Annotated in this window: 22 protein-coding genes; 4 read left to right on the forward strand and 18 right to left on the reverse strand. The window is 58.3% G+C overall.

Translation table 11 applies throughout. From position 1 onward, the window contains the following. The first annotated feature begins 116 nt into the window (after window positions 1–116). Window positions 117–1,016 carry a TIGR01777 family oxidoreductase gene (locus AC6I8I_RS13140; protein WP_312055899.1) on the forward strand — a complete coding sequence of 300 codons (900 nt, stop codon included), beginning with the start codon at window positions 117–119 and terminating at the stop codon, window positions 1,014–1,016. A gap of 389 nt (window positions 1,017–1,405) precedes the next feature. Here the strand turns inward: AC6I8I_RS13140 and hisP are convergent, their stop codons facing one another. The 16 genes from hisP to AC6I8I_RS13220 form a co-directional block, all read right to left on the reverse strand. Then, the gene (gene hisP / locus AC6I8I_RS13145) at window positions 1,406–2,179 is read right to left on the reverse strand and encodes a histidine ABC transporter ATP-binding protein HisP (RefSeq protein ID WP_031376246.1); all 774 of its coding nucleotides are present in this window, start codon (window positions 2,177–2,179) and stop codon (window positions 1,406–1,408) included. Between the two features lie 8 nt (window positions 2,180–2,187). Next, complete coding sequence (locus tag AC6I8I_RS13150; protein WP_312055898.1) at window positions 2,188–2,904, reverse strand: ABC transporter permease; 717 nt, start codon at window positions 2,902–2,904, stop codon at window positions 2,188–2,190. Beyond that, entirely contained in the window at window positions 2,897–3,586 is a 690-nt protein-coding gene (locus AC6I8I_RS13155) for a histidine ABC transporter permease HisQ (protein ID WP_031376248.1), read from the reverse strand. Before AC6I8I_RS13155 ends, AC6I8I_RS13150 begins: the two co-directional genes overlap by 8 nt. Window positions 3,587–3,785: 199 nt before the next feature. Continuing rightward, complete coding sequence (gene argT, locus AC6I8I_RS13160; RefSeq protein ID WP_312055897.1) at window positions 3,786–4,568, reverse strand: lysine/arginine/ornithine ABC transporter substrate-binding protein ArgT; 783 nt, start codon at window positions 4,566–4,568, stop codon at window positions 3,786–3,788. A 259-nt stretch (window positions 4,569–4,827) separates the two neighbouring features. Further along, a complete protein-coding gene (locus AC6I8I_RS13165) occupies window positions 4,828–5,397 on the reverse strand; it encodes a UbiX family flavin prenyltransferase (RefSeq protein ID WP_312055896.1) in 570 nt (189 codons plus the stop codon). A gap of 111 nt (window positions 5,398–5,508) precedes the next feature. Further along, window positions 5,509–7,026, reverse strand: coding sequence for an amidophosphoribosyltransferase (gene purF / locus AC6I8I_RS13170; protein ID WP_312055895.1), 1,518 nt, complete (start codon window positions 7,024–7,026; stop codon window positions 5,509–5,511). Window positions 7,027–7,063: 37 nt separating this feature from the next. Continuing rightward, window positions 7,064–7,549: a colicin V production protein gene (gene cvpA / locus AC6I8I_RS13175; protein ID WP_031376251.1), complete on the reverse strand. Its 486-nt coding sequence runs from the start codon at window positions 7,547–7,549 to the stop codon at window positions 7,064–7,066. After that, window positions 7,546–7,725, reverse strand: coding sequence for a hypothetical protein (locus AC6I8I_RS13180; RefSeq protein ID WP_497827938.1), 180 nt, complete (start codon window positions 7,723–7,725; stop codon window positions 7,546–7,548). The genes cvpA and AC6I8I_RS13180 overlap by 4 nt, the downstream gene beginning before the upstream one ends. Before the next feature lie 89 nt (window positions 7,726–7,814). Further along, complete coding sequence (gene dedD, locus AC6I8I_RS13185) at window positions 7,815–8,561, reverse strand: cell division protein DedD (protein ID WP_312055894.1); 747 nt, start codon at window positions 8,559–8,561, stop codon at window positions 7,815–7,817. Beyond that, window positions 8,554–9,819, reverse strand: coding sequence for a bifunctional tetrahydrofolate synthase/dihydrofolate synthase (gene folC / locus AC6I8I_RS13190; RefSeq protein ID WP_312055893.1), 1,266 nt, complete (start codon window positions 9,817–9,819; stop codon window positions 8,554–8,556). The genes dedD and folC overlap by 8 nt, the downstream gene beginning before the upstream one ends. Window positions 9,820–9,913: 94 nt before the next feature. After that, entirely contained in the window at window positions 9,914–10,828 is a 915-nt protein-coding gene (accD, locus tag AC6I8I_RS13195; protein WP_312055892.1) for an acetyl-CoA carboxylase, carboxyltransferase subunit beta, read from the reverse strand. 149 nt (window positions 10,829–10,977) lie between these two features. Continuing rightward, complete coding sequence (locus tag AC6I8I_RS13200) at window positions 10,978–11,640, reverse strand: DedA family protein (protein ID WP_031377193.1); 663 nt, start codon at window positions 11,638–11,640, stop codon at window positions 10,978–10,980. A gap of 29 nt (window positions 11,641–11,669) precedes the next feature. Next, window positions 11,670–12,473 carry a tRNA pseudouridine(38-40) synthase TruA gene (gene truA, locus AC6I8I_RS13205; protein WP_031377192.1) on the reverse strand — a complete coding sequence of 268 codons (804 nt, stop codon included), beginning with the start codon at window positions 12,471–12,473 and terminating at the stop codon, window positions 11,670–11,672. Window positions 12,474–12,475: 2 nt separating this feature from the next. Then, on the reverse strand, window positions 12,476–13,483 hold the full coding sequence (locus AC6I8I_RS13210; protein WP_312055891.1) for an aspartate-semialdehyde dehydrogenase: 1,008 nt from the start codon (window positions 13,481–13,483) through the stop codon (window positions 12,476–12,478). Between the two features lie 103 nt (window positions 13,484–13,586). Beyond that, window positions 13,587–14,720 carry a 4-phosphoerythronate dehydrogenase PdxB gene (gene pdxB, locus AC6I8I_RS13215; protein ID WP_312055917.1) on the reverse strand — a complete coding sequence of 378 codons (1,134 nt, stop codon included), beginning with the start codon at window positions 14,718–14,720 and terminating at the stop codon, window positions 13,587–13,589. A gap of 55 nt (window positions 14,721–14,775) precedes the next feature. Further along, entirely contained in the window at window positions 14,776–15,555 is a 780-nt protein-coding gene (locus tag AC6I8I_RS13220; RefSeq protein ID WP_312055890.1) for an AraC family transcriptional regulator, read from the reverse strand. 97 nt (window positions 15,556–15,652) lie between these two features. On the opposite strand from AC6I8I_RS13220, the gene AC6I8I_RS13225 reads away from it, so the two are divergent. Next, entirely contained in the window at window positions 15,653–16,552 is a 900-nt protein-coding gene (locus AC6I8I_RS13225; RefSeq protein WP_312055916.1) for a DMT family transporter, read from the forward strand. Here the strand turns inward: AC6I8I_RS13225 and AC6I8I_RS13230 are convergent. Next, window positions 16,533–17,921: a sensor histidine kinase gene (locus tag AC6I8I_RS13230; RefSeq protein ID WP_312055889.1), complete on the reverse strand. Its 1,389-nt coding sequence runs from the start codon at window positions 17,919–17,921 to the stop codon at window positions 16,533–16,535. The genes AC6I8I_RS13225 and AC6I8I_RS13230 overlap by 20 nt on opposite strands. After that, complete coding sequence (gene tctD / locus AC6I8I_RS13235) at window positions 17,912–18,583, reverse strand: transcriptional regulator TctD (RefSeq protein ID WP_312055888.1); 672 nt, start codon at window positions 18,581–18,583, stop codon at window positions 17,912–17,914. The genes AC6I8I_RS13230 and tctD overlap by 10 nt, the downstream gene beginning before the upstream one ends. A gap of 120 nt (window positions 18,584–18,703) precedes the next feature. On the opposite strand from tctD, the gene AC6I8I_RS13240 reads away from it, so the two are divergent. Together AC6I8I_RS13240 and AC6I8I_RS13245 are read left to right on the forward strand one after the other, a co-directional pair. Continuing rightward, window positions 18,704–19,684 (forward strand): Bug family tripartite tricarboxylate transporter substrate binding protein, encoded by a 981-nt coding sequence (locus AC6I8I_RS13240; protein WP_312055887.1) that lies wholly within the window; start codon window positions 18,704–18,706, stop codon window positions 19,682–19,684. A gap of 12 nt (window positions 19,685–19,696) precedes the next feature. Next, window positions 19,697–20,128 carry a tripartite tricarboxylate transporter TctB family protein gene (locus AC6I8I_RS13245; protein ID WP_312055886.1) on the forward strand — a complete coding sequence of 144 codons (432 nt, stop codon included), beginning with the start codon at window positions 19,697–19,699 and terminating at the stop codon, window positions 20,126–20,128. Window positions 20,129–20,131 lie beyond the last annotated feature (3 nt).

The raw sequence follows: 20,131 nt of genomic DNA on the forward strand, positions 1-20,131 counted from the left end.
GAGCTGGTCCGATGTTTCGACCGATTGCAAGAAAGCGCGACGCGACTCACCTCACACTGGCCTCACTCTTCTATGCTGAAGGGAACAAATAACAAAAACGTCAAGGGAGCCGCAACATGCACATTCTTATTACCGGTGGAACAGGATTGATTGGTCGCCATCTGATTCCGCGCCTGCAGCAACGCGGTCATCAGATCAGCGTGGTGACGCGTGATGTGGTCAGTGCGCGTGAAAAGCTGGGCGACGACGTGGCGCTCTGGTCAGGTCTGGCGCAGCAGCACGACCTCAACAATGTTGATGCGGTGATCAACCTGGCGGGTGAACCGATTGCCGACAAACGCTGGACTGAACCGCATAAGCAGCAGTTATGCGAAAGCCGCTGGCAGATCACGGAACAGATCGCCTCGCTGATTAATGCCAGCACCACCCCGCCCTCGGTGCTGATCTCCGGCTCCGCGACCGGTTTTTACGGCGATGCCGGCGATCTGGTGCTGACCGAAGAAGATCCCGGACACGACGAATTCACCCACCAGCTGTGCGCCCGCTGGGAGCAGCTGGCGCTCAGTGCCGAAAGCGATCGTACCCGCGTCTGTCTGCTGCGTACCGGCGTGGTGCTGGCAGCAGAAGGCGGCGCGCTCAGCAAAATGAAGCTGCCGTTCAAACTGGGTATTGGCGGCCCGATCGGCAGCGGTAAGCAATATATGCCGTGGATCCATCTCGATGACATGCTCAACGCCATACTCTGGCTGCTGGATCATGACGATCTGCGCGGTCCGTTCAACATGGTCGCGCCCTATGCGGTTCGCAATGAGCAGTTTGCCGCGACCCTGGGCCGGGTGATGCACCGCCCGGCCTTTATGCGTACGCCTGCCAGCGCAATTAAGCTGATGATGGGTGAATCGTCGGTGCTGGTGCTGGGTGGACAGCATGTGTTGCCCAAACGGCTGGAAGCCTCAGGATTTACCTTCCGCTGGTATGATCTGCAGCAGGCATTACAGGATGTGATTAAGCATTAATGCGGGCGGCGGATCAGTCGGGTTTCGAGCCGGGCCGCGTTGATCTGCTGCTACCGCTGCGTTTGCCGGTGCGAGCGTTGCTTGCCGTCTCTGGTCGGGGGATTAAGGCCGCAAGCCGCCACCAACGCGGCAACGGGCTACCCCGAACACCGCCGGAATTCGGACCAGCGATAAATGGTGTCTGATGCCGTCCGGCAGCAATATACTATTCAGCGGCAGCGCGCTTTTCAGACTGAGCCGGCACATCGCAACGGGATGGACCGGCCAGCGAACGGATAATCGACCGTGCTGATCCAGCACGCCTGCGGAGTCGATCCACAACGGCATCGGCAGCTGAGCGGCACCATCCGCATTGCTACGGCCCGCGCCAGCACGACGCGGACGTGGAATTACTTCAGCGAGCCTTTCAGGAACTGCTGCAGGCGGGTGCTCTTCGGGCTACCGAACAGTTCGACCGGCGATCCCTGCTCTTCAATTTTGCCCTGATGCAGGAAAATGACGTGGCTGGAGACGTGACGGGCAAATTCCATCTCGTGCGTCACCACTACCATGGTTTTCCCCTCTTCCGCCAGTTTTTGCATAATGCGCAGCACTTCACCGACCAGCTCCGGATCGAGCGCTGAGGTCGGTTCATCAAACAGCAGCACTTCCGGCTCCATCGCCAGCGCGCGCGCAATCGACACGCGCTGCTGCTGACCGCCGGAAAGATGCACCGGATATTTGGCCTGTGCCCGCGCATCAATCCCGACCTTATCAAGGTATTTGATCGCCCGTTCACGCGCCTCGGCTTTGCTCAGTCCCAGCACCTGGATCGGCGCTTCCATCACGTTTTCCAGTACCGTCATATGGCTCCACAGATTGAAGTGCTGGAATACCATGGTCAGGCTGGTGCGCAGCGCACGCAGTTGTTCTTTATTGGCTACTTTCAGCTGACCATCTTTGTCGCGAACTAAGTTGATCTGCTGATTGTTAACCACAATGGTGCCTTCGCTCGGTTTTTCGAGGAAGTTGATGCAGCGTAAAAAGGTACTTTTCCCCGAACCGGACGATCCGATAATGGTGATCACATCGCCCGCATTTGCGGTTAACGAGACCCCTTTCAGCACTTCGTGTTCACCGTAACGTTTATGTAATTCGGTGACGCTTAATTTATTGTCAGCCATAGTTCTACTCAATGCGATGAAGAGGGTTTGATGTGGGCCAGCCAGCGGCGCTCTGCCAGGCGGAACAGGCTGATTAACACGTAAGAAATGATCAGATACAGCACCGCAGCCAGGCCGAATGCAGTAAACGGCTGATAGGTCGCCGAGTTGATATCCCGCGCGATTTTCAGCAAATCCGGCACCGTCGCGGTAAACGCCAGCGCGGTGGAGTGCAGCATCAAAATCACTTCGTTGCTGTAAGCCGGTAACGCGGTGCGCAGCGCCGATGGCAGGATAATGCAGCGATAAAGTTTGAAGGTGGAGAAGCCATAGGCCCGCGCCGCCTCAATTTCACCGTGCGGTACCGAGCGGATAGCACCGGCAAAGATTTCGGTGGTGTAGGCACAGGTGTTGAGGGTAAACGCCAGTAAAGTACAGTTCAGCCCGCTGCGGAAAAAGGCATTCAGCAGTTCGGTGCCTTTAACAATTTCCAGTGTGTACATACCGGAGTAGAACACCAGCAGCTGGACATAGAGCGGTGTACCGCGAAACACATAGGTAAACAGCCAGACCGGAAAACTGATAAACCGGTTCGGTGACACCCGCGCAATCGCCAGCAGAACCGCCAGCGATCCGCCGATCACCACCGACAGAATCAGCAGCCACAGCGTAATGGCGACGCCGGTAAAGCGATAACCGTCGGTCCAGAGCAGCGATTTCCAGTATTCCTGAATAATATCAATCATAGCTCGCCCTCTTTACGCCAACCGTGTAGCGCCGGTTAAGCCACCACAGCACGCCATTCGATAGCGTGGTAAACACCAGATAGATCACCCCCGCCACAATCGCAAAGTAGAACGGTTGCCAGGTACTTTTACCGGCCAGCTGCGTGGCTTTCACCACATCTTCCAGCCCCAGCAGTGACACCAGCGCGGTGGCTTTGAGGATCACCTGCCAGTTGTTGCCGATACCCGGCAGCGCATAGCGCATCATCGCCGGAAACAGAATGCGGCGGAACACCTGTGAGCCGGTGAAACCAAAGGCGGTGGCCGCTTCGATCTGCCCTTTGGGCACCGCCATAAAGGCACCACGGAAGGTTTCCGTAAAGTAGGCGCCATAGATAAAACCGAGCGTAATGATACCCGCGACCATCGGGTCGATATCAAACTGGGCCATCCCCAGCGCGTCGGTAATCTGGTTAAGCACGATCTGCAGACCGTAGAAGATCAGCAGCATAAGAACGAGGTCCGGCACACCGCGAATCAGGGTGGTGTAGCCTTCAAAGATCATCGCCAGCAGCCGGTTACGTGACAGTTTGGCACCCGCGCCAATCAGCCCGAGCAGCACTGCCAGAACCACCGAGGTCAGCGCCAGCTCCAGCGTCACCAGCGTGCCCCGGAGAATTACATCAGAATAGCCATACAGCATCGAGAGGGTCCTGTCGTGGGGTGGAAACGGAACGCTGCCCGTCAGCAATCGACGGGCAGTTTTGCTCTGCTCAGCCATTCCGGACAGCAGCAGACGGTGAATTGCCAGTGAGGCGATCGCTGTTAGCCAGCGACCCTCTCCCCCGCATCCGATCCGGCCTGCTAAGGTCCGTCATACCATAGGCAGAGCGACAGGATGGTTAGTCGCCGTACACATTAAAGTCGAAGTACTTCTTCGCAATCTTGTCGTAGGTGCCATCTTTACGCATTTCAGCAAAGGCTTTGTCGATGGCCGCTTTCAGCTCGCTGTCATCTTTACGCAGCCCCATACCGGTACCGACGCCGAAGATTTTGTCATCTTTCACTGCCGGACCGGCGAAGGCGTAGTTTTTACCGACCGGCTGCTTCAGGAACCCTTCGCTCGCCTGCACCTCGTCCTGGAACGCCGCATCAATACGTCCGGCATTCAGATCCTGATAAACCAGATCCTGGTTAGCGTACGGCGTTACGGTGACGCCTTTTGGCCGCCAGTTCTGGTTGGCGTAAGTTTCCTGGGTAGTGCCCTGCAACAGACCGATGTTTTTGCCTTTCAGCGACTCAATGGTCGGCTCGATTTTAGACCCTTTCGGTGCCACTAAGCGCGCGTTGGCGGCGTAGAGTTTTTCCGAGAAGGCGATTTCTTCCTGACGTTTTGCTGTGATCGAGAGTGAAGAGATGATGGCGTCAATTTTCTTCGCTTTCAGCGACGGGATCAGCGCATCAAAGTCGCTCTCAACGTAAGTACACTGGGTATGAATGCGTTTGCAGATTTCGTTAGCGAGGTCGATATCAAAGCCCACTAACTGCCCTTGCGCGTTTTTTGACTCAAACGGTGGGTAGGTTGGATCTGTACCGATGCGGATTGAACCTGGTACCGCCGCAAATACGCTGGCAGCACTGGATAAACCCAGCAACAGGGAAAGAGCCAGAACACGCTTTTTCATAGATTACCCTCAAGTGAAATGCTTTTTGTTATGTGGTACGTGATGTGTTTGCGCAAATTAATTTGCATGTTTCATGCCAGTTCTGCAAGTTATCCGCGCACTTAGCGTGTCGTCAGACAGCCGAAAACGCTGAGTTTGTGAGGGGAATATAACAGTGAAGTAAAAGAGAAAAAGCGATGATGTTAACTTTTGGTGCATCAAATGCACGAAGAGTGATCCGAGGCGCGCTTATGCACTAAATAAGTGCGCCAGCGGAACTTTATGCACCCTGCCAGCGCGCGAACAAATCTTGTGGCAGTTCGATATCAAACTGATCGATAACCCGATTGACCGTTTGATCAACCAGTTGCTGGATATTCTCAGGGCGATGATAGAACGCCGGGACCGGCGGCATTATGATCGCCCCCAGCTCGGCGGCGGTGGTCATCATCCGCAGGTGGCCGACGTGCAACGGCGTTTCACGCACGCACAGCACCAGCTTACGCTGCTCTTTTAACACCACGTCAGCCGCGCGGGTCAGCAGTGAATCGCTGTAACTGTGCACGATGCCGGACAGGGTTTTCATTGAGCACGGCAAAATCGCCATCCCGAGAGTTTTGAACGATCCTGACGAAATGCTTGCCGCAATATCGCGCACGTCGTGCACCACATCGGCCAGCGCCTGCACCTCGCGCAGTGAATAATCGCTCTCCAGCCCTAAAGTCTGGCGCGCCGCCTGGCTCATCACCAGATGCGTTTCCACCTCATCGACCTGCTGCAAAACCTGCAGCATGCGCACGCCATAAATCACCCCGCTGGCGCCTGAGATGCCAATGATGAGTCGTTTCATATTTCAACCTTGCTCTACCCGAATGCACCATCATAACGCGGCCTGGTGATTTCTGAAAACAAACAGGGCGGGATTGCTCCCGCCCTGCTTTATCTGCGCTAACGCTGGCGCTTAGCCTTCGTTATGCAGCTCGAGGTTTTCCACCTCATTCTGACGCGCAATCGCTTTTGCGTCGTCATTACGCAGCGACTGGAGATATTCCAGGTAACGCTGGTCAACATCTTTGGTGACATAAATCCCGTTAAACACCGAGCATTCAAACTGAGTAATGTCCGGGTTCTCTTCGCGAACCGCTTCGATCAGATCATCCAGGTCCTGGAAAATCAGCGCATCCGCTTTGATCAGCTGGCGAATCTCTTCGACTTCGCGACCGTGGGCAATCAGTTCGGTGGCGCTGGGCATATCAATGCCATACACGTTCGGGAAACGAATCTCCGGAGCCGCTGACGCCAGATAAACCCGCTTCGCACCGGCTTCACGCGCCATCTCAATGATCTGCTCTGAGGTGGTGCCGCGGACGATGGAGTCATCCACCAGCAACACGTTTTTATCGCGGAACTCGGCGCGGTTAGCGTTCAGCTTACGGCGAACCGCGCTGCGGCGTAACTGCTGGCCCGGCATGATAAAGGTGCGGCCAACGTAACGGTTTTTCACGAAGCCCTGCCGATACGGCTTATCGAGAATGCGGGCAATTTCCAGCGCGATATCGGTTGAGGTTTCCGGAATCGGGATCACCACATCGATATCGAGATCTTCCCACTCGCGGGCAATTTTCTCACCCAGCTTGGTGCCCATGCGCACGCGGGCGCTGTAGACAGAAATTTTGTCGAGGAACGAGTCAGGGCGTGCAAAGTAGACGTACTCGAACAGGCAAGGATTGCTTTTCGGGTTTTCGGCGCACTGGCGGGTAGAAAGCTGGCCCTGCTCAGTGACATAAACCGCTTCACCCGGCGCAACGTCACGGATGAATTCAAAACCTAACGTATCCAGCGCCACGCTCTCCGAGGCCACCATATATTCGGTACGGCCATCGGCGATTACGCGCTTGCCCAGCACCAGCGGACGGATACCGTTCGGATCGCGGAACGCCACCATGCCATGACCGATAATCATCGCCACCACTGCATAGGCACCGCGCACCTGCTGGTGCACCGCAGCGACCGCGGCAAAAATATTGTCGGCTTCCAGCGGATCGTTCTGGAAGCGATCCAGCTCCTGCGCGAAAATGTTGAGCAGGATTTCAGAATCTGAGGTGGTATTCACATGACGGCGGCCCTTTTCGAACAGGTGCTTGCGCAGTTCGTGGGCGTTGGTGAGATTTCCGTTGTGCGCCAGCGTGATACCGTACGGCGAGTTTACGTAGAAAGGCTGCGCTTCAGAGGCACTTGAGCTGCCCGCGGTCGGATAACGCGCGTGACCAATCCCCATGTTGCCCTGCAAACGCTGCATGTGGCGTGCTTCGAAAACGTCGCTGACCAGGCCATTTGCCTTTCGCAGACGAAAGCACTTCAGCGCATCGATAGTACAAATGCCTGCGGCATCCTGCCCGCGGTGCTGGAGCACCGTTAACGCGTCATAGATCGACTGGTTTACCGGCATGAAACCGGTGATACCGACAATACCGCACATGTTGTCATTTCCTCATTAAGCCGCACTCCCGGTCACATCACCGGGGTAAAAAACTCGACGTGCTTTTCAGGTAATCGAAAAACCACCTGATTATATAACTGAACTCGGGAATGAGTTGAGACTGTTGCCAGTCCGGACTTTTCGAAAAGCCGGTGAAAGTATCGAGGAAGAACAGCAAAGCGGCCACTATCAGCACACCACGCAACGCCCCGAAACAGACGCCCAACACCCGGTCGGTTCCCGACAGGCCGGTTTTTTCCACCAGCGAGCCGATCACGTAATTCACAATCGCACCGACAATCAGAGTGGCGACAAACAACACCCCAATGGCGATACCGTTACGAACCAGTTCGTCGTCAAAACCTGTAAACCAGACTGCAAGGTAGGCGTAGTAATGACTGGCGACAAAAAACGCGCATCCCCAGGTAACAAGAGATAAGGCTTCCCGGACAAACCCACGGATCAGGCTGACCAGAGCCGAAAAACCAACTACCGCAATAATGACGTAATCAATCCAGATCATGAACTCTTCCAGCGCCAGTGCCATTGCACCCCTGCATCCAGTTCGGGGCGCATTCTAACAGAAAAAGAAAACGTTTGCGTAGCGGTTTTCCTGTTCTGCATCCATAAAAAAGGCGATGAAAAAAACCTTCGTCGCCCGGTGGATTTTCCGACGGTCAGTCCGTTGAAAATCTTCATATTTTTATCCGTTTAGCCGCTTTAACCTGCCGTGCTATGGCCCAAAAGGCGCTGCCTGTTACTGCTATCGGCAGCGCCAATTGGCGGGTTTAACGGGCGCTGTACGGCTTCACGACGCCACCCAGCCCGGAGATACTTTTCAGCTCGCCTACCGCACTCTGCATTTTGGCTTTTGAGGCGTCCGGTCCCACGTAAATGCGGGTGATCTGCCCCTGTACCGGCGTTGATGGCACGGTAAAGGCGCGATAGCCCGACAGCCGCAGCTGCGCGACAATTTCATTCACCTTGCTGGCGTTTTTCAGTGCACCCAGCTGAACCACATAAGCCTGACCGGCAGGCGCGCTCGGTTCGGTCGCCTTCGGCGTCTCGGTCTGCTTCGGCTGCTCCACGGTTTTCGGCTGCTCAACCGGTTTTGGCTTCGGCTGTTCGACCGGTTTAGGCTTCGGCTGTTCAACCGGCTTCGGTTTTGGCTGCTCGACCGGTTTTGGTTTCACCTGCACCGGCGTTGACTGATGCACCGGCGGTGGCGTCACAACGGCCGGCTCGCTCTCTTCGGTGGGTTTTGCGCGTCCCTGTTCAGCCGCTGCGGTGGTTTTTCCGCTGCTGCTGCTGACCGCATTACCTGCGCCTTCCGGCGGCTGGGCCGGCAGCGACTGGGTCACCGGCGGCACCATTTCGCTGTCCTGCTGATCGTCCGGTTTCGGCACCAGCGGAATGGCGGCAAACTCTTCTTTATAGTGCTTCTTCTGTCCATCCAGCAGCCCCGGCAATACAATCACGCCGACGGCCACCAGAATGACGGTGCCGACTAAACGGTTCTGAAACTTACTAGCCACGTCCTTTCTCCGTTTCAATCGATTCCATGACCTGTGCCACGGTGTGGAACGATCCACACACCAGCACAATGTCCTGCGGCTGCGCCTGCTGGCGCGCCTGCTGCCAGGCCTGCTCTACCGTGCTGAATGCCTCGCCCTGCGGCAGCCATTGCAGCAGCTGCTGCGCCGTCGCGCCACGCGGGCCGTCGAGCGGTGCGCAGTACCAGGCGTCCACCGCCGGTGACAGCGCCGCCAGCGTACCGGCAATATCTTTGTCGTGCAGCATACCCACTACCGCGTGTACCCGGCCAGTTTTGGGCAGCGCGGCCAGCCGTGACGCCAGATAGTGCGCCGCATGCGGATTATGCGCCACGTCGAGAATCACCCGCGGCGATTCGCTGATGGTCTGAAAGCGGCCCGGCAGCATGGCTAACGGCAGTGTAGCGCGGATCTGCGCCTCACTGACCTGCAGCCCGGAGGCGCGCAGTGCGACCAGCGCCGTCGCGGCATTCGGCAGCGGCACCTGCGGCAGCGGCAGATCGTTCAGCTCACCTTGCGCGTCACGCAGCGACCAGCTTTCCGGCTGCTCCCGGTAACCCCAGTCACGGTCGCGTTGCAGCAGCTGTGCGCCCTTCTCACTGGCCACCGCGGCAATGCTGTGCGGCATATCAGGCTCACCCACCACCGCCGGTTTGCCGGCACGGAACACACCCGCTTTTTCGCGGCCAATGCTTTCGCGGTCCGGACCGAGCCAGTCGATGTGATCGAGCGCAATGCTGGTCACCACCGCCACATCCGCATCCACGATATTGGTGGCGTCGAGCCGCCCGCCGAGGCCCACTTCAAGGATCACCACGTCCAGCTGCGCCTGCTGAAACAGCTTCAGCGCTGACAGGGTGCCAAACTCGAAATAGGTCAGCGAGATATCGCCCCGTCCGGCTTCAATGTCGGCAAAGCTGGCGCAGTGCTGCGCTTCACTCAGCTCCTGTCCCTGAACCCGAACCCGTTCGGTATAGCGCACCAGATGCGGCGAGCTGTAAACGCCCACCCGATAGCCAGCCGCCATCAGCAGCGTTTCCAGGGTACGACAGGTGGTACCTTTGCCGTTGGTGCCGGCGACGGTGAAGACGAAGGGAGCGGGTTTCAGCAGGTCAAGGCGTTGCGCGACCTGGCGAATGCGATCCAGCCCCAGTTCGATGGCCTGAGTGTGCAGGTGCTCAAGATAATAAAGCCACGTGGCCAAAGGCGACGTGGCTTGAGGGAGGTGAAGATTGTCCATATGTCCCGTTTTGCTTATTTATACCCGACAGACTGATGCTGAGGTATACGGTGCATTGGTGAAAGGCGCGACGGGCGCGCCTTTCTATCTCCTGTCAGGCCTCGTTGCTCTCCGGCTCAGTCGTCGCCGGGGCGGACTGTTCACCGTCGTGCAGCGGTGCTGGCAGGTTCATCATTTTTGCCAGCAGGCTTGCCAGTTTGTACCGCATTTCCGGGCGACGAATGATCATATCAATCGCACCCTTTTCAATCAGGAACTCACTGCGCTGGAAGCCCGGCGGCAGTTTTTCACGCACCGTCTGCTCGATAACGCGAGGACCGGCAAAGCCGATCAGCGCTTTCGGTTCCGCCACGTTGAGGTCGCCCAGCATAGCAAAGCTGGCTGACACGCCGCCCATGGTCGGGTCGGTCAGTACCGAGATGTAAGGCAGACCGCGCTCCTGCATTTTAGCCAGCGCGGCGCTGGTTTTCGCCATCTGCATCAGCGACATCAGCGCTTCCTGCATACGCGCACCGCCACTGGCAGAGAAGCAGATCAGCGGGCAGTTATCCGCCAGCGCCTGCTCAACCGCACGCACAAAGCGGGCACCAACCACCGAGCCCATTGAGCCGCCCATAAAGGCGAATTCAAAGGCGGCCGCGACAACCGGCATGCCGTGCAGCTGGCCTTTCATCACGATCAGCGCATCTTTCTCGTTAGTCGCTTTTTGCGCAGCGACCAGACGATCTTTGTACTTTTTCGAGTCGCGGAACTTCAGCAGATCTTTGGGTTCCAGTTCACTGCCCAGCTCAACCAGGGTGCCCTGATCGAGGAAGCTGCCGAGGCGCTCACGGGCGTGCATACGCATGTGATGGTCACATTTCGGACAGACTTCAAGATTACGCTCCAGCTCGGCACGGTAGAGAACCTGGCCACAGCTGTCGCACTTGGTCCAGACCCCTTCCGGGATACTGGCGCGGCGCGCAGGCGTAACGTTGCTTTTATTAAGAATGCGTTCAATCCAGCTCATTGATGACCTTTCTGTTTAAAACTGACCTGGTCCAGTCGTCTTGATACTGCTGAAAACCGCTTCAGCAGACGGTAAATGTCGCTCATTAAACCACAACCCGTTCAGACTGTGGATAAAAATCTGGTCTTACCCCTGAGCAAAGCGGCCACTCAGGGCTGCTTCTGCTGCTTTGCCTGACGGCGATGACGCCAGACTTCAATCACGCCAGGCAATACCGACACCAGGATAATCCCGACAATCAGCAGCTTCAGGTTTTCCTGCACCACCGGCAAATCGCCAAACAGGTAACCGGCATAGGAGAACAGCAGGACCCAGGCCAGCGCACCGGTGACGTTGAACAGCGCAAAGTGACGATAGGACATGTGGCCCATACCGGCAACAAACGGCGCGAAGGTGCGAACAATCGGCACAAAGCGCGCCAGGATAATGGTTTTACCGCCGTGACGGGCGTAAAACGCATGGGTTTTATCCAGATAGCTGCGACGGAAAATTCTGGAGTTCGGGTTACTGAACAACCGCTCGCCAAACAGCCGGCCAATGGTGTAGTTCACCGCATCGCCAAGGATCGCCGCTACCACTAACAGCGCCACCATCAGATGCACATTCAGGTCGTTGCCAGGCAACGCCGCCAGTGCGCCCGCCACAAACAGTAACGAATCGCCGGGCAGGAATGGCGTCACCACTAAACCGGTTTCGCAGAACAAAATCAGGAACAAAATAGCGTAAATCCAGACACCGTACTGCGCAACCAGTTCGGCAAGATGCACATCAATGTGCAAAATAAAATCAACCAGAAAATGGATGAACTCCATAACGCGCCCTTTTAAGCCCTAAAAGTGAATTAATCCGCGAGGAACAACGGTCCCATCGACGGCTGTGGTAACGCAAAGTGAGATGGATAATCCACCGCCACCAGATATAACCCTTCTGCCCGGGCAGTGGCTGCAGCCAATGTCCGATCTTTCGCCGCCAGCAGCGTAGCCATCCAGGATTCCGGCTGATTGCCACAGCCAATCTCCATCAGGCTGCCGACGATATTGCGCACCATGTGGTGCACAAAGGCGTTGGCTTTAATATCGACAATCACGTAAGGCCCCTGACGCGTCACATTCAGGTGAATCACGTTGCGCCACGGGGTTCGCGACTGACACTGCACGGCGCGGAACGAGGTAAAGTCATTCTCACCCAGCAGACACTGCCCGGCACGATGCATCTTCTCAGCATCCAGCGGATGATAAAAATGCGTCACACCCTGCGCCAGTACCGCCGGACGCAGCCGCTGATTGTAAATCAGGTAGCGATAGCGACGGGCGGTGGCGCTGAAACGGGCGTGGAACGCCTCCGGCACCGCTTTGACCCAGCGTACCGCAATATCCGGCGGCAGATTGGCATTGACGCCGAGTGTCCAGGCTCCATCCGCCCGCTGCGAAGTGGTTTCAAAATGCACCACCTGCCCGGTACCATGGACGCCCGCATCGGTACGTCCGGCACAAAATACGCTGACCGGATGATCGGCGACTTTTGACAGCGCACGCTCTAACTTCTCCTGCACGCTGCGCACTTCCTGCTGACGCTGCCAGCCATAATAGCGGCTGCCGTCATACTCGATGCCGAGCGCCAGTTTTTGCGTCTGACCGTCGGACATGGTTACAGGTACTCCTGAACCAGTTTCTCAGCCGTTTTCACCGCCATCAACGCGCCGCCAAAGCGAATATTGTCGGCCACTGACCAGAACTGCAGCAGCTCCGGAATGCCGTAATCATTACGCACGCCGCCAATGCTCAGTTCACCGTTACCCGACGCATCGGTGACCGGCGTCGGCACTGAATCTTCTTCGCTCAGCGAGATGTCTGACACCAGCGCCAGTTCAGCCCGCGCCTCTTCCGCCGAAAGCGGACGCAGGTTTTCAATGTGGACAATCTGTGCATTGCCATAAAACACCGGAGCCTGCACGCTGCTGACCGCAATCGGTAAGCCTTCATCCTGCAGCACTTTACGCACCTGATCGACCAGACGACGTTCGCTCTCCACGCTGCCTTCCGCGTCCACCTGCTGCGGCATCAGGTTAAACGCCAGCTGACGCCCGAAGTGGTGATCATCTGCCGGCATGCCGTTCAGCAGACGGGCACTTTCACCGGCCAGCGCATCCACCGCCACTTTGCCGTAGCTGGAGACCGAGATCAGGTTAGTGACCTGCAACCGGCCTAATCCAGCCGCATCGACCAGCGGTTTAATCGCGGTCAGCAACTGGCTGACCAGGTTGTCCGCCACGCTGATAATATTGCGGTTGCGGTAATCGGCCAGCACATGCGGATTAACATCCGGCACCACCAGCGGCACATCGGGTTCCAGCGCAAACAGCTCGCTGCTGTCGATCACCAGGCAACCGGCGTTCGCCGCATCATCGGCAAAGCGGGCAGATGCGTCGCGGCCAGCGACGAAAAAGGCCAGCTGCGCCTGCGACCAGTCAAACTCCGCCGCATTTTCAACCCGCACCGAGCGGCCTTCAAAACGTTTGATCTCACCGGCGCTGTTTTCACTGGCCAGCAAATACAATTCACCAACCGGGAACTGGCGTTCCGCCAGCAATTCCAGTACAGCGTTCCCTACTGCGCCTGTCGCGCCCAGTAGCGCAATATTCCAGCCGTCAGACATGTTGGTTTACTCCAGACAATGACATAAAAACAGAAGGCGGTGATCTCACCGCCGAGGGATTCGGATTTTTCCCTGCCCGCAGGCAGCCGTGCCAGGGCACGACCTATCGGGAAGAGAGCGTTGCGTCAAAACCCAGCTGGGTCAGCATCTCAGCCGTGCTGGCGTCATCACAGATCACCCGCAACGAGGACCATTCGCGGCGCTCCTGATACTGCTTACGCAGGCGATCAAATTCGCCAGGCTGAGCCGCCACTTTTCGCAGGGGCGCATCGTCGCGGCGCACATCATACACCAGATGCACCAGGCGTTTCAGCGTTGCCTGATCCAGCGGGCCATTCAGGCTGATTTCGCTGAATTCCGGCACCGGCAGCAGGCTGCTGAGCGGAACCTGTTGCGGCTGACCGATAAAGTCACACCAGGCTTCAAACACCTGAGTGGTGCCGCGCGCTTTACCTTCAAGGGTATAGCCCGCAATGTGCGCGGTGCCGATGTCCACGTTGTCGAGCAGCGCCAGCGACAGATCCGGCTCCGGTTCCCACACGTCAAGCACCACGCTGAGATCGGCGCGCATCTTCAGCACCTCCAGCAGCGCGGCATTGTCGACTACCGGGCCGCGACAGGCGTTAATCAGAATGGTGTTGGGCTTCAGCGCCATCAGTAACGCCGCATCCGCCAGGTGCCAGCTTTTATAGCGGCCGGCTTTAAACAGCGGCGTATGGAAGGTCAGAATATCCGCCTGCTCCACCAGCTGCTCCAGCGAAAGAAAATCGCCCTGGTCACCGCGATCGGCGCGCGGCGGATCGCACAGCAGGGTTTTTACCCCCCACGCCGCCAGCCGTTTCTGCAACCGTCCACCGACGTTGCCGACGCCGACAATGCCGACAGTGCGGTCACGCAGCTGGAAGCCGTCACGCTCCGCCAGCAGCAGTAAAGATGAGAAGACATACTCCACCACCGCGATGGCGTTGCAGCCGGGCGCGGCGGAAAAGGCAATGCCCGCCTGCTGCAGCCAGTTTTCGTCGATGTGGTCGGTGCCGGCAGTGGCGGTGCCGACAAACTTCACCGGTTTACCAGCCAGCAGCGCTTCATTCACCTGGGTCACCGATCGCACCATCAGGCCATCGGCATCGGCCAGCTGCGCCTCCGGCAAAGGACGACCCGGAACCGCCACCACTTCACCGGTCCGGCTGAACAACTCACGGGCATAAGGCATATTTTCATCGACCAGAATCTTCACCACGGCTTTCCTGTCTGTTGCATTGAAGGCCATTATTCTGGCACAAAGCGACGCGTTAGCCTAACCGCGCGCGGTAACGATCCGGTGTGGTTCCTGCCTGCTGCTGAAACATCACAATCAGCGCCGATGCCGAGCTATAGCCGAGTTCGTGGGCGATGCTTTGCACGCTGACGCCCTGTTCCAGCAGCACGATAGCGCGCAGAAAACGCAGCCGCTGTCGCCACTCGCCGAAGGTCATGTGCAACTGCTGCTGACAGCGCCGCGCCAGCGTCCGTTCGGTGGTGAAAACCCGCGCTGCCCAGCCTGCCAGCGTGGTGTTATCACCCGGATTAGCTTCCAGCGCATGCAGCACCGGAGCCAGAAATTTATCGGTTGAGGTCGGCAGGTAGCTCTCCTGCACCTGCGCCAGCGGGAGCCGATCGCGTAGCACCTCACACAGCCGCCACTGCGCCTCGGTGACCGGCTGCTCGATCTGCTGCGCGGCAAACTCATCCATGATGGCGTGCACAATCGGATCGACAATCAGCAGGCAGGCGCGCTGTGGCAGGCCGCAACACAGCGCGGCGGCGAGGTTAAAGGTGCGGAACTGCGCCTGACGGTGGTTATAGCTGCTGTGCCGGTGGCCCGGCGGTATCCACACCGGGATATCGGCCGGGGTCAGCAGCCGCTCGCCCTCGACCCGCATCTCCAGCACGTGACTTTTCACAAAGATCAGCTGGCCCCAGTCATGGGTATGCGGCAGATATTCGGTATGCGCGTTGGCCTGTTCGAAACGCATAAAATAGTGCAGCTGTGGCGCGTCCAGCGGCGGCTGGTAGGTAATCTGTAAGGTCATTATGTCCGGAGAGCGATTAATTTTGTCTGATATTAACTATCTGGATAAATCCGGACAAGCGTACACTGCGCCTCATCTTCTGCTGTGGAGCGTGACCATGTTTTTCCTTTATCCGCTGTGCGCGGTGTTGATCTGGTCGATCAACTCGATTGTCAGCAAGCTGTCGGCTTCCGCCATCGATCCGGCGGCGATCTCCTTCTACCGCTGGCTGCTGGCGCTGCTGGTATTGACACCGTTTGTGCTGCCCGGCGTGTGGCGGACGCGTCAGGCGATCCGGCCGCATCTCTGGCGGTTACTGATCCTCGGCCTGCTCGGCATGGTGCTGTATCAGAGCCTGGCCTATTATGCCGCGCAGAGCGTCAGCGCGCTGTTTATGGGGATTATCGGGGCGTTGATCCCGCTGCTTACCGTGCTGCTAAGCGTGGTGATCCTGCGGATCACCCCGACGCTCGGCATTCTGCTCGGCAGTATCATCTCGTTTATCGGTCTGGTGTGGCTGGTGAGTCAGGGCGATGTGATGCAGTTACTGAGTCACGGCCTTGGCAAAGGAGAACTGCTGATGCTGGCCGCCTCCGCCGCCTATGCGCTGTATGGCGTGCTGACCCGGCGCTGGGCGCTGCCGTTGCCGATCTGGCACAGCCTGTATGTGCAGATTTTATTCGGCGTGCTGTTGCTGTTGCCTGGCTTTCTGCTGGCGCCGGAGGTGTCACTTAACCGGCACAATCTGCCGCTGGTGGCGTTTGCCGGGCTGTTTGCCTCAATCATTGCGCCCTTTTTGTGGATCCACGGCGTGCAGCGCCTCGGGGCCAGCACCACCAGCATCTTTATGAATCTGATCCCGGTGTTTACCGCCCTGATCGCGGTGATGTTCCTGCATGAGCAGCTGCACAGCTATCACTGGATTGGTGGCGGCCTGACGCTGTTCGGAGTGATTCTGGCCCAGCGACTGCGTACGCCGCTAACCCGCCCTGAACCGGTCAACCTGCGTCGGCTATAAACCGCACCGTCACGCGCAGCCCGCCCAGTTGCGGGCTGCGATCGAGCTGCATGGTGGCACCATGCCAGGCGCAGATATCCTGCACCAGCGCCAGACCAATGCCGGCCCCCGGCTGCATACCGACATTATCCAGCCGCTGAAAAGGCTGTAACGCTTTTCGCTGTTCCGCCCCGTCGATGCCGGGACCGCTGTCCTCAATCTCCAGTTTGCCCGCCACCACCCGCGCGGTGACGACGCCGTGATGCGGGGTATATTTAATCGCATTATCCAGCAGGTTGGCGCACAGTTCGCCGAGCAGCACCCCGTCTCCGATCACCTGACTGCTCTCTTCACCCTCATAGCCGAGATCGATTTGCCGGGTGCGTGCCGCCGTGTAACGACTGAAACAGGCTTCACGGACAATGGCCGCCAGATCGACCCGCATCATCGGCTTATCTTCGCCATGTCGCGCCTTGATGCGCGCCAGCTGCAGCAGCCGATCGGTGAGCAAGATGGTTTCATCCAGCGTATGACGCATGCCGAGCAAGCTCTCCTGCCACTGTTCCGGACGTTCACTGTTGAGCGCCACGCTCACCTGGGTTTTGAGAATGGTCAGCGGCGTGCGCAGCTGATGTGCCGCGTCAGCGCTGAAGCGATCCTGACGCGCCAGCAGGCCGCGCAGCCGCTCCAGATAACGGTTAAAGGCGATGATCAGCGGCTGCAGTTCTGACCACGGCAACGACGGCAGCGGGGTTAATTCACCGCCGTCGCGCTGTAATACAATGCGCGATAGCTGCCGCAGCGGGCGTAACACCCGGCGCAGCATCAGGCTGGCCAGCAGCAGCGTCATCAGCACCAGCCCGCTCTGGCTAATCAGGGCGGTACGCATCAGCCCACGGGCAAACTCCTGACGGGAGTTGACGGTTTCAGCCACCAGCACCAGCGCCATTCCGTCGACGCCCGCCTCGCTCACCGGTTGCCACAGGGCCGCCACCCGAATGCGTTGCTGGTGGTAACGTCCGTCATAAAAGTGCACCAGCGCCGGATAAGCGGTCGACATTTTGCTGGCTGGCGGAATCGGCGGCAGATCGTCATAGCCCGACAGCGTTTTCCCCTGCGGTGAAATGACCTGATAAAACAGCTGGTCGTTCATGTTGCGTTCGAAACTGTCGAGCACCACCCAGGGCACGTCCACCTCCAGATGATGCTGGCGCACCACCAGCCGTTCTGCCACGGTGCGCGCCGAGGCCAGCAGCGAGCGATCGTAAGCCTGATTAGCTGCCGCCAGCCCGCTCTGATAATGGGTGTAAACCGACAGCGCCCACAGCAGTAACAGCGGCAGACCCAGCCACGCCAGCAGTTCGCCGCGCAGCGAATGAATCAGCCGCACGGCAGCGTTTCCAGGCTGTAGCCGAGTCCGCGCAGCGTTACGATAGCCACATCGCTGCCCGCCAGTTTTTTACGCACCCGGTGGACATACAGCTCAATGCTCTCCGGGCTGGCCTCATCCGCCAGGCTAAAAGTCTGTTCATACAGGTGCTGGCGGGACACCGGCCGGCCGTGGCGCTGCATCAGCGTTGTCAGGATGCTCGACTCGCGCGGCGTCAGCGCCAGCGGCCGGTCTGCCAGCAGGAAATAGCCTTCGCCATCCAGCACCAGCTGGCCCAGCGACTGAGTTTGCGCCGCCTGGCTCTGGCTGCGCCGCAGCAGCGCCCGCAGCCGCGCTTCCAGTTCATCCAGCTCAAACGGCTTGGTCAGGTAGTCATCCGCCCCGAGATTCAGGCCGCGTACCCGGTCGTCCAGCGCACTGCGCGCCGTCAGCAGCAAAACCGGCACGCTCTGACCCCGCCGCCGTAACCGCGTCAGCACTTCCAGGCCATCAATGCGCGGCAGCGAGACGTCCAGCACCACCAGCGCATAGGCTTCACATTGCAAGGCGTGATCGGCCGCGACGCCATCCGCCACCCAGTCGACGGCAAAGCCTTTTTGCGTCAGTGCCTTCTGCAACCAACACGCCAGGTCAACCGTATCCTCTACCAGTAAGAGACGCATATCACATCCTGTCATTAAATCCGGGCAGTGAAAGGTAAATGAAAGGTAATTGTTTTAACAATTCAGCAACGCCAATATTTCGGCGGCAATCACACTCTGGAAGAATGAATGGAGCGCACGATGAAAAAAATAATCCATACCGCCCTGACCACTGCCCTGCTGTCGCTGATGGTGCCTGCTGCCATTGCCGCCGACGGTCCGGGCCGTACCGAATGTATTGCCCCGGCCAAACCGGGCGGCGGGTTTGATCTCACCTGCAAGCTGTTGCAGGTCTCGCTGCAGGAAACCAAACAGATTGAAACGCCAATGCGCGTCACCTATATGCCCGGCGGCGTCGGCGCGGTGGCCTACAACGCGATCATCGCTCAGCGCCCGGCTGAAGCCGGCACGGTAGTCGCTTTCTCGGGCGGCTCACTGCTGAATCTGTCCCAGGGCAAATTTGGCCGCTACTCGGTTGATGATGTGAAGTGGCTGGCGGCCGTGGGAACCGACTACGGCATGGTGGCGGTGCGTGAAGATGCACCGTGGAAAACCCTTGGCGAGCTGATGGCGGCGATGAAAGAAGATCCGACCAAAGTGGTGGTCGGTGCCGGTGCCTCGATCGGCAGTCAGGACTGGATGAAAACCGCCCTGCTGGCGCGTGAAGCCGGGATTGATCCACGCAAGATGCGCTATGTCGCTTTTGAAGGCGGTGGCGAGCCGGTTACCGCGCTGCTCGGCAACCATATTCAGGTAGTCTCCGGTGACATGAGTGAGATGGTGCCGCATCTGCAGGGCGGCAAAATGCGGGTGCTGGCGGTCATGTCCGAGCAGCGTCTGCCGGGCCAGCTGGCGCAGGTGCCGACCGCCAAAGAGCAGGGCTTTAACATCGTCTGGCCGATCATTCGCGGCTACTACCTCGGCCCGAAAGTCAGCGATGCCGACTATCAGTGGTGGGAACAGGCGTTCAAAAAGATGGTAGAGACGCCGGAATTCAAAAAGCAGCGTGATATGCGCGGCCTGTTCGAATTTAACCTGACGGGTCAGGCACTCGACAGCTACGTCAAAAAGCAGGTGGCGGATTACCGTGAGCAGGCAAAATCGTTTGGCCTGGCCAAATAACCGGAGCGAATCATGAGCGATCGTATTTTTGCTGGCCTGTGGCTGGCGCTGTGCCTCGGCGGCATGGTGGTGGCCTGGCAAATTCAGAGCGAATACAGCTACGAACCGGTGGGACCACGTCCCTTCCCGATGGCGATCCTCGGCCTGATGGCGATCTGCGCCCTGCTGATGCTGTTTCGCAAACCCGACACCATTCACTGGCCGTCCGGCGGCACGCTGAAGCGGCTGGTGGCGCTGGCGCTGATGATGATGCTGTACGGCTGGCTGTTTGAAACGCTGGGCTTTGCCATCTGCACCACGCTGCTGACCTTTGGCATCGGCCTGCTGTTTGGCGCACGCTGGTGGGCGGCGGCGCTGGCCGGGCTGGCGATGGGCACCTGTCTGTTTTACGCCTTTGATCGCCTGCTGGAAGTGACCCTTCCGGTCGGCAGCTGGCTGAGTTAAGGA

The sequence above is a fragment of the Pantoea sp. X-Soil-YNGN-775 genome, assembly GCF_059730575.1.

Bases quoted from the DNA above. Each gene is read 5' to 3' on its own strand.
- AC6I8I_RS13140 (WP_312055899.1), top strand. From the start codon at position 117: ATGCACATTCTTATTACCGGTGGAACAGGATTGATTGGTCGCCATCTG.
- hisP (WP_031376246.1), bottom strand. From the start codon at position 2,179: ATGGCTGACAATAAATTAAGCGTCACCGAATTACATAAACGTTACGGT.
- AC6I8I_RS13150 (WP_312055898.1), bottom strand. From the start codon at position 2,904: ATGATTGATATTATTCAGGAATACTGGAAATCGCTGCTCTGGACCGAC.
- AC6I8I_RS13155 (WP_031376248.1), bottom strand. From the start codon at position 3,586: ATGCTGTATGGCTATTCTGATGTAATTCTCCGGGGCACGCTGGTGACG.
- argT (WP_312055897.1), bottom strand. From the start codon at position 4,568: ATGAAAAAGCGTGTTCTGGCTCTTTCCCTGTTGCTGGGTTTATCCAGT.
- AC6I8I_RS13165 (WP_312055896.1), bottom strand. From the start codon at position 5,397: ATGAAACGACTCATCATTGGCATCTCAGGCGCCAGCGGGGTGATTTAT.
- purF (WP_312055895.1), bottom strand. From the start codon at position 7,026: ATGTGCGGTATTGTCGGTATCACCGGTTTCATGCCGGTAAACCAGTCG.
- cvpA (WP_031376251.1), bottom strand. From the start codon at position 7,549: ATGATCTGGATTGATTACGTCATTATTGCGGTAGTTGGTTTTTCGGCT.
- AC6I8I_RS13180 (WP_497827938.1), bottom strand. From the start codon at position 7,725: ATGAAGATTTTCAACGGACTGACCGTCGGAAAATCCACCGGGCGACGA.
- folC (WP_312055893.1), bottom strand. From the start codon at position 9,819: ATGGACAATCTTCACCTCCCTCAAGCCACGTCGCCTTTGGCCACGTGG.
- accD (WP_312055892.1), bottom strand. From the start codon at position 10,828: ATGAGCTGGATTGAACGCATTCTTAATAAAAGCAACGTTACGCCTGCG.
- AC6I8I_RS13200 (WP_031377193.1), bottom strand. From the start codon at position 11,640: ATGGAGTTCATCCATTTTCTGGTTGATTTTATTTTGCACATTGATGTG.
- truA (WP_031377192.1), bottom strand. From the start codon at position 12,473: ATGTCCGACGGTCAGACGCAAAAACTGGCGCTCGGCATCGAGTATGAC.
- AC6I8I_RS13210 (WP_312055891.1), bottom strand. From the start codon at position 13,483: ATGTCTGACGGCTGGAATATTGCGCTACTGGGCGCGACAGGCGCAGTA.
- AC6I8I_RS13220 (WP_312055890.1), bottom strand. From the start codon at position 15,555: ATGACCTTACAGATTACCTACCAGCCGCCGCTGGACGCGCCACAGCTG.
- AC6I8I_RS13225 (WP_312055916.1), top strand. From the start codon at position 15,653: ATGTTTTTCCTTTATCCGCTGTGCGCGGTGTTGATCTGGTCGATCAAC.
- tctD (WP_312055888.1), bottom strand. From the start codon at position 18,583: ATGCGTCTCTTACTGGTAGAGGATACGGTTGACCTGGCGTGTTGGTTG.
- AC6I8I_RS13240 (WP_312055887.1), top strand. From the start codon at position 18,704: ATGAAAAAAATAATCCATACCGCCCTGACCACTGCCCTGCTGTCGCTG.
- AC6I8I_RS13245 (WP_312055886.1), top strand. From the start codon at position 19,697: ATGAGCGATCGTATTTTTGCTGGCCTGTGGCTGGCGCTGTGCCTCGGC.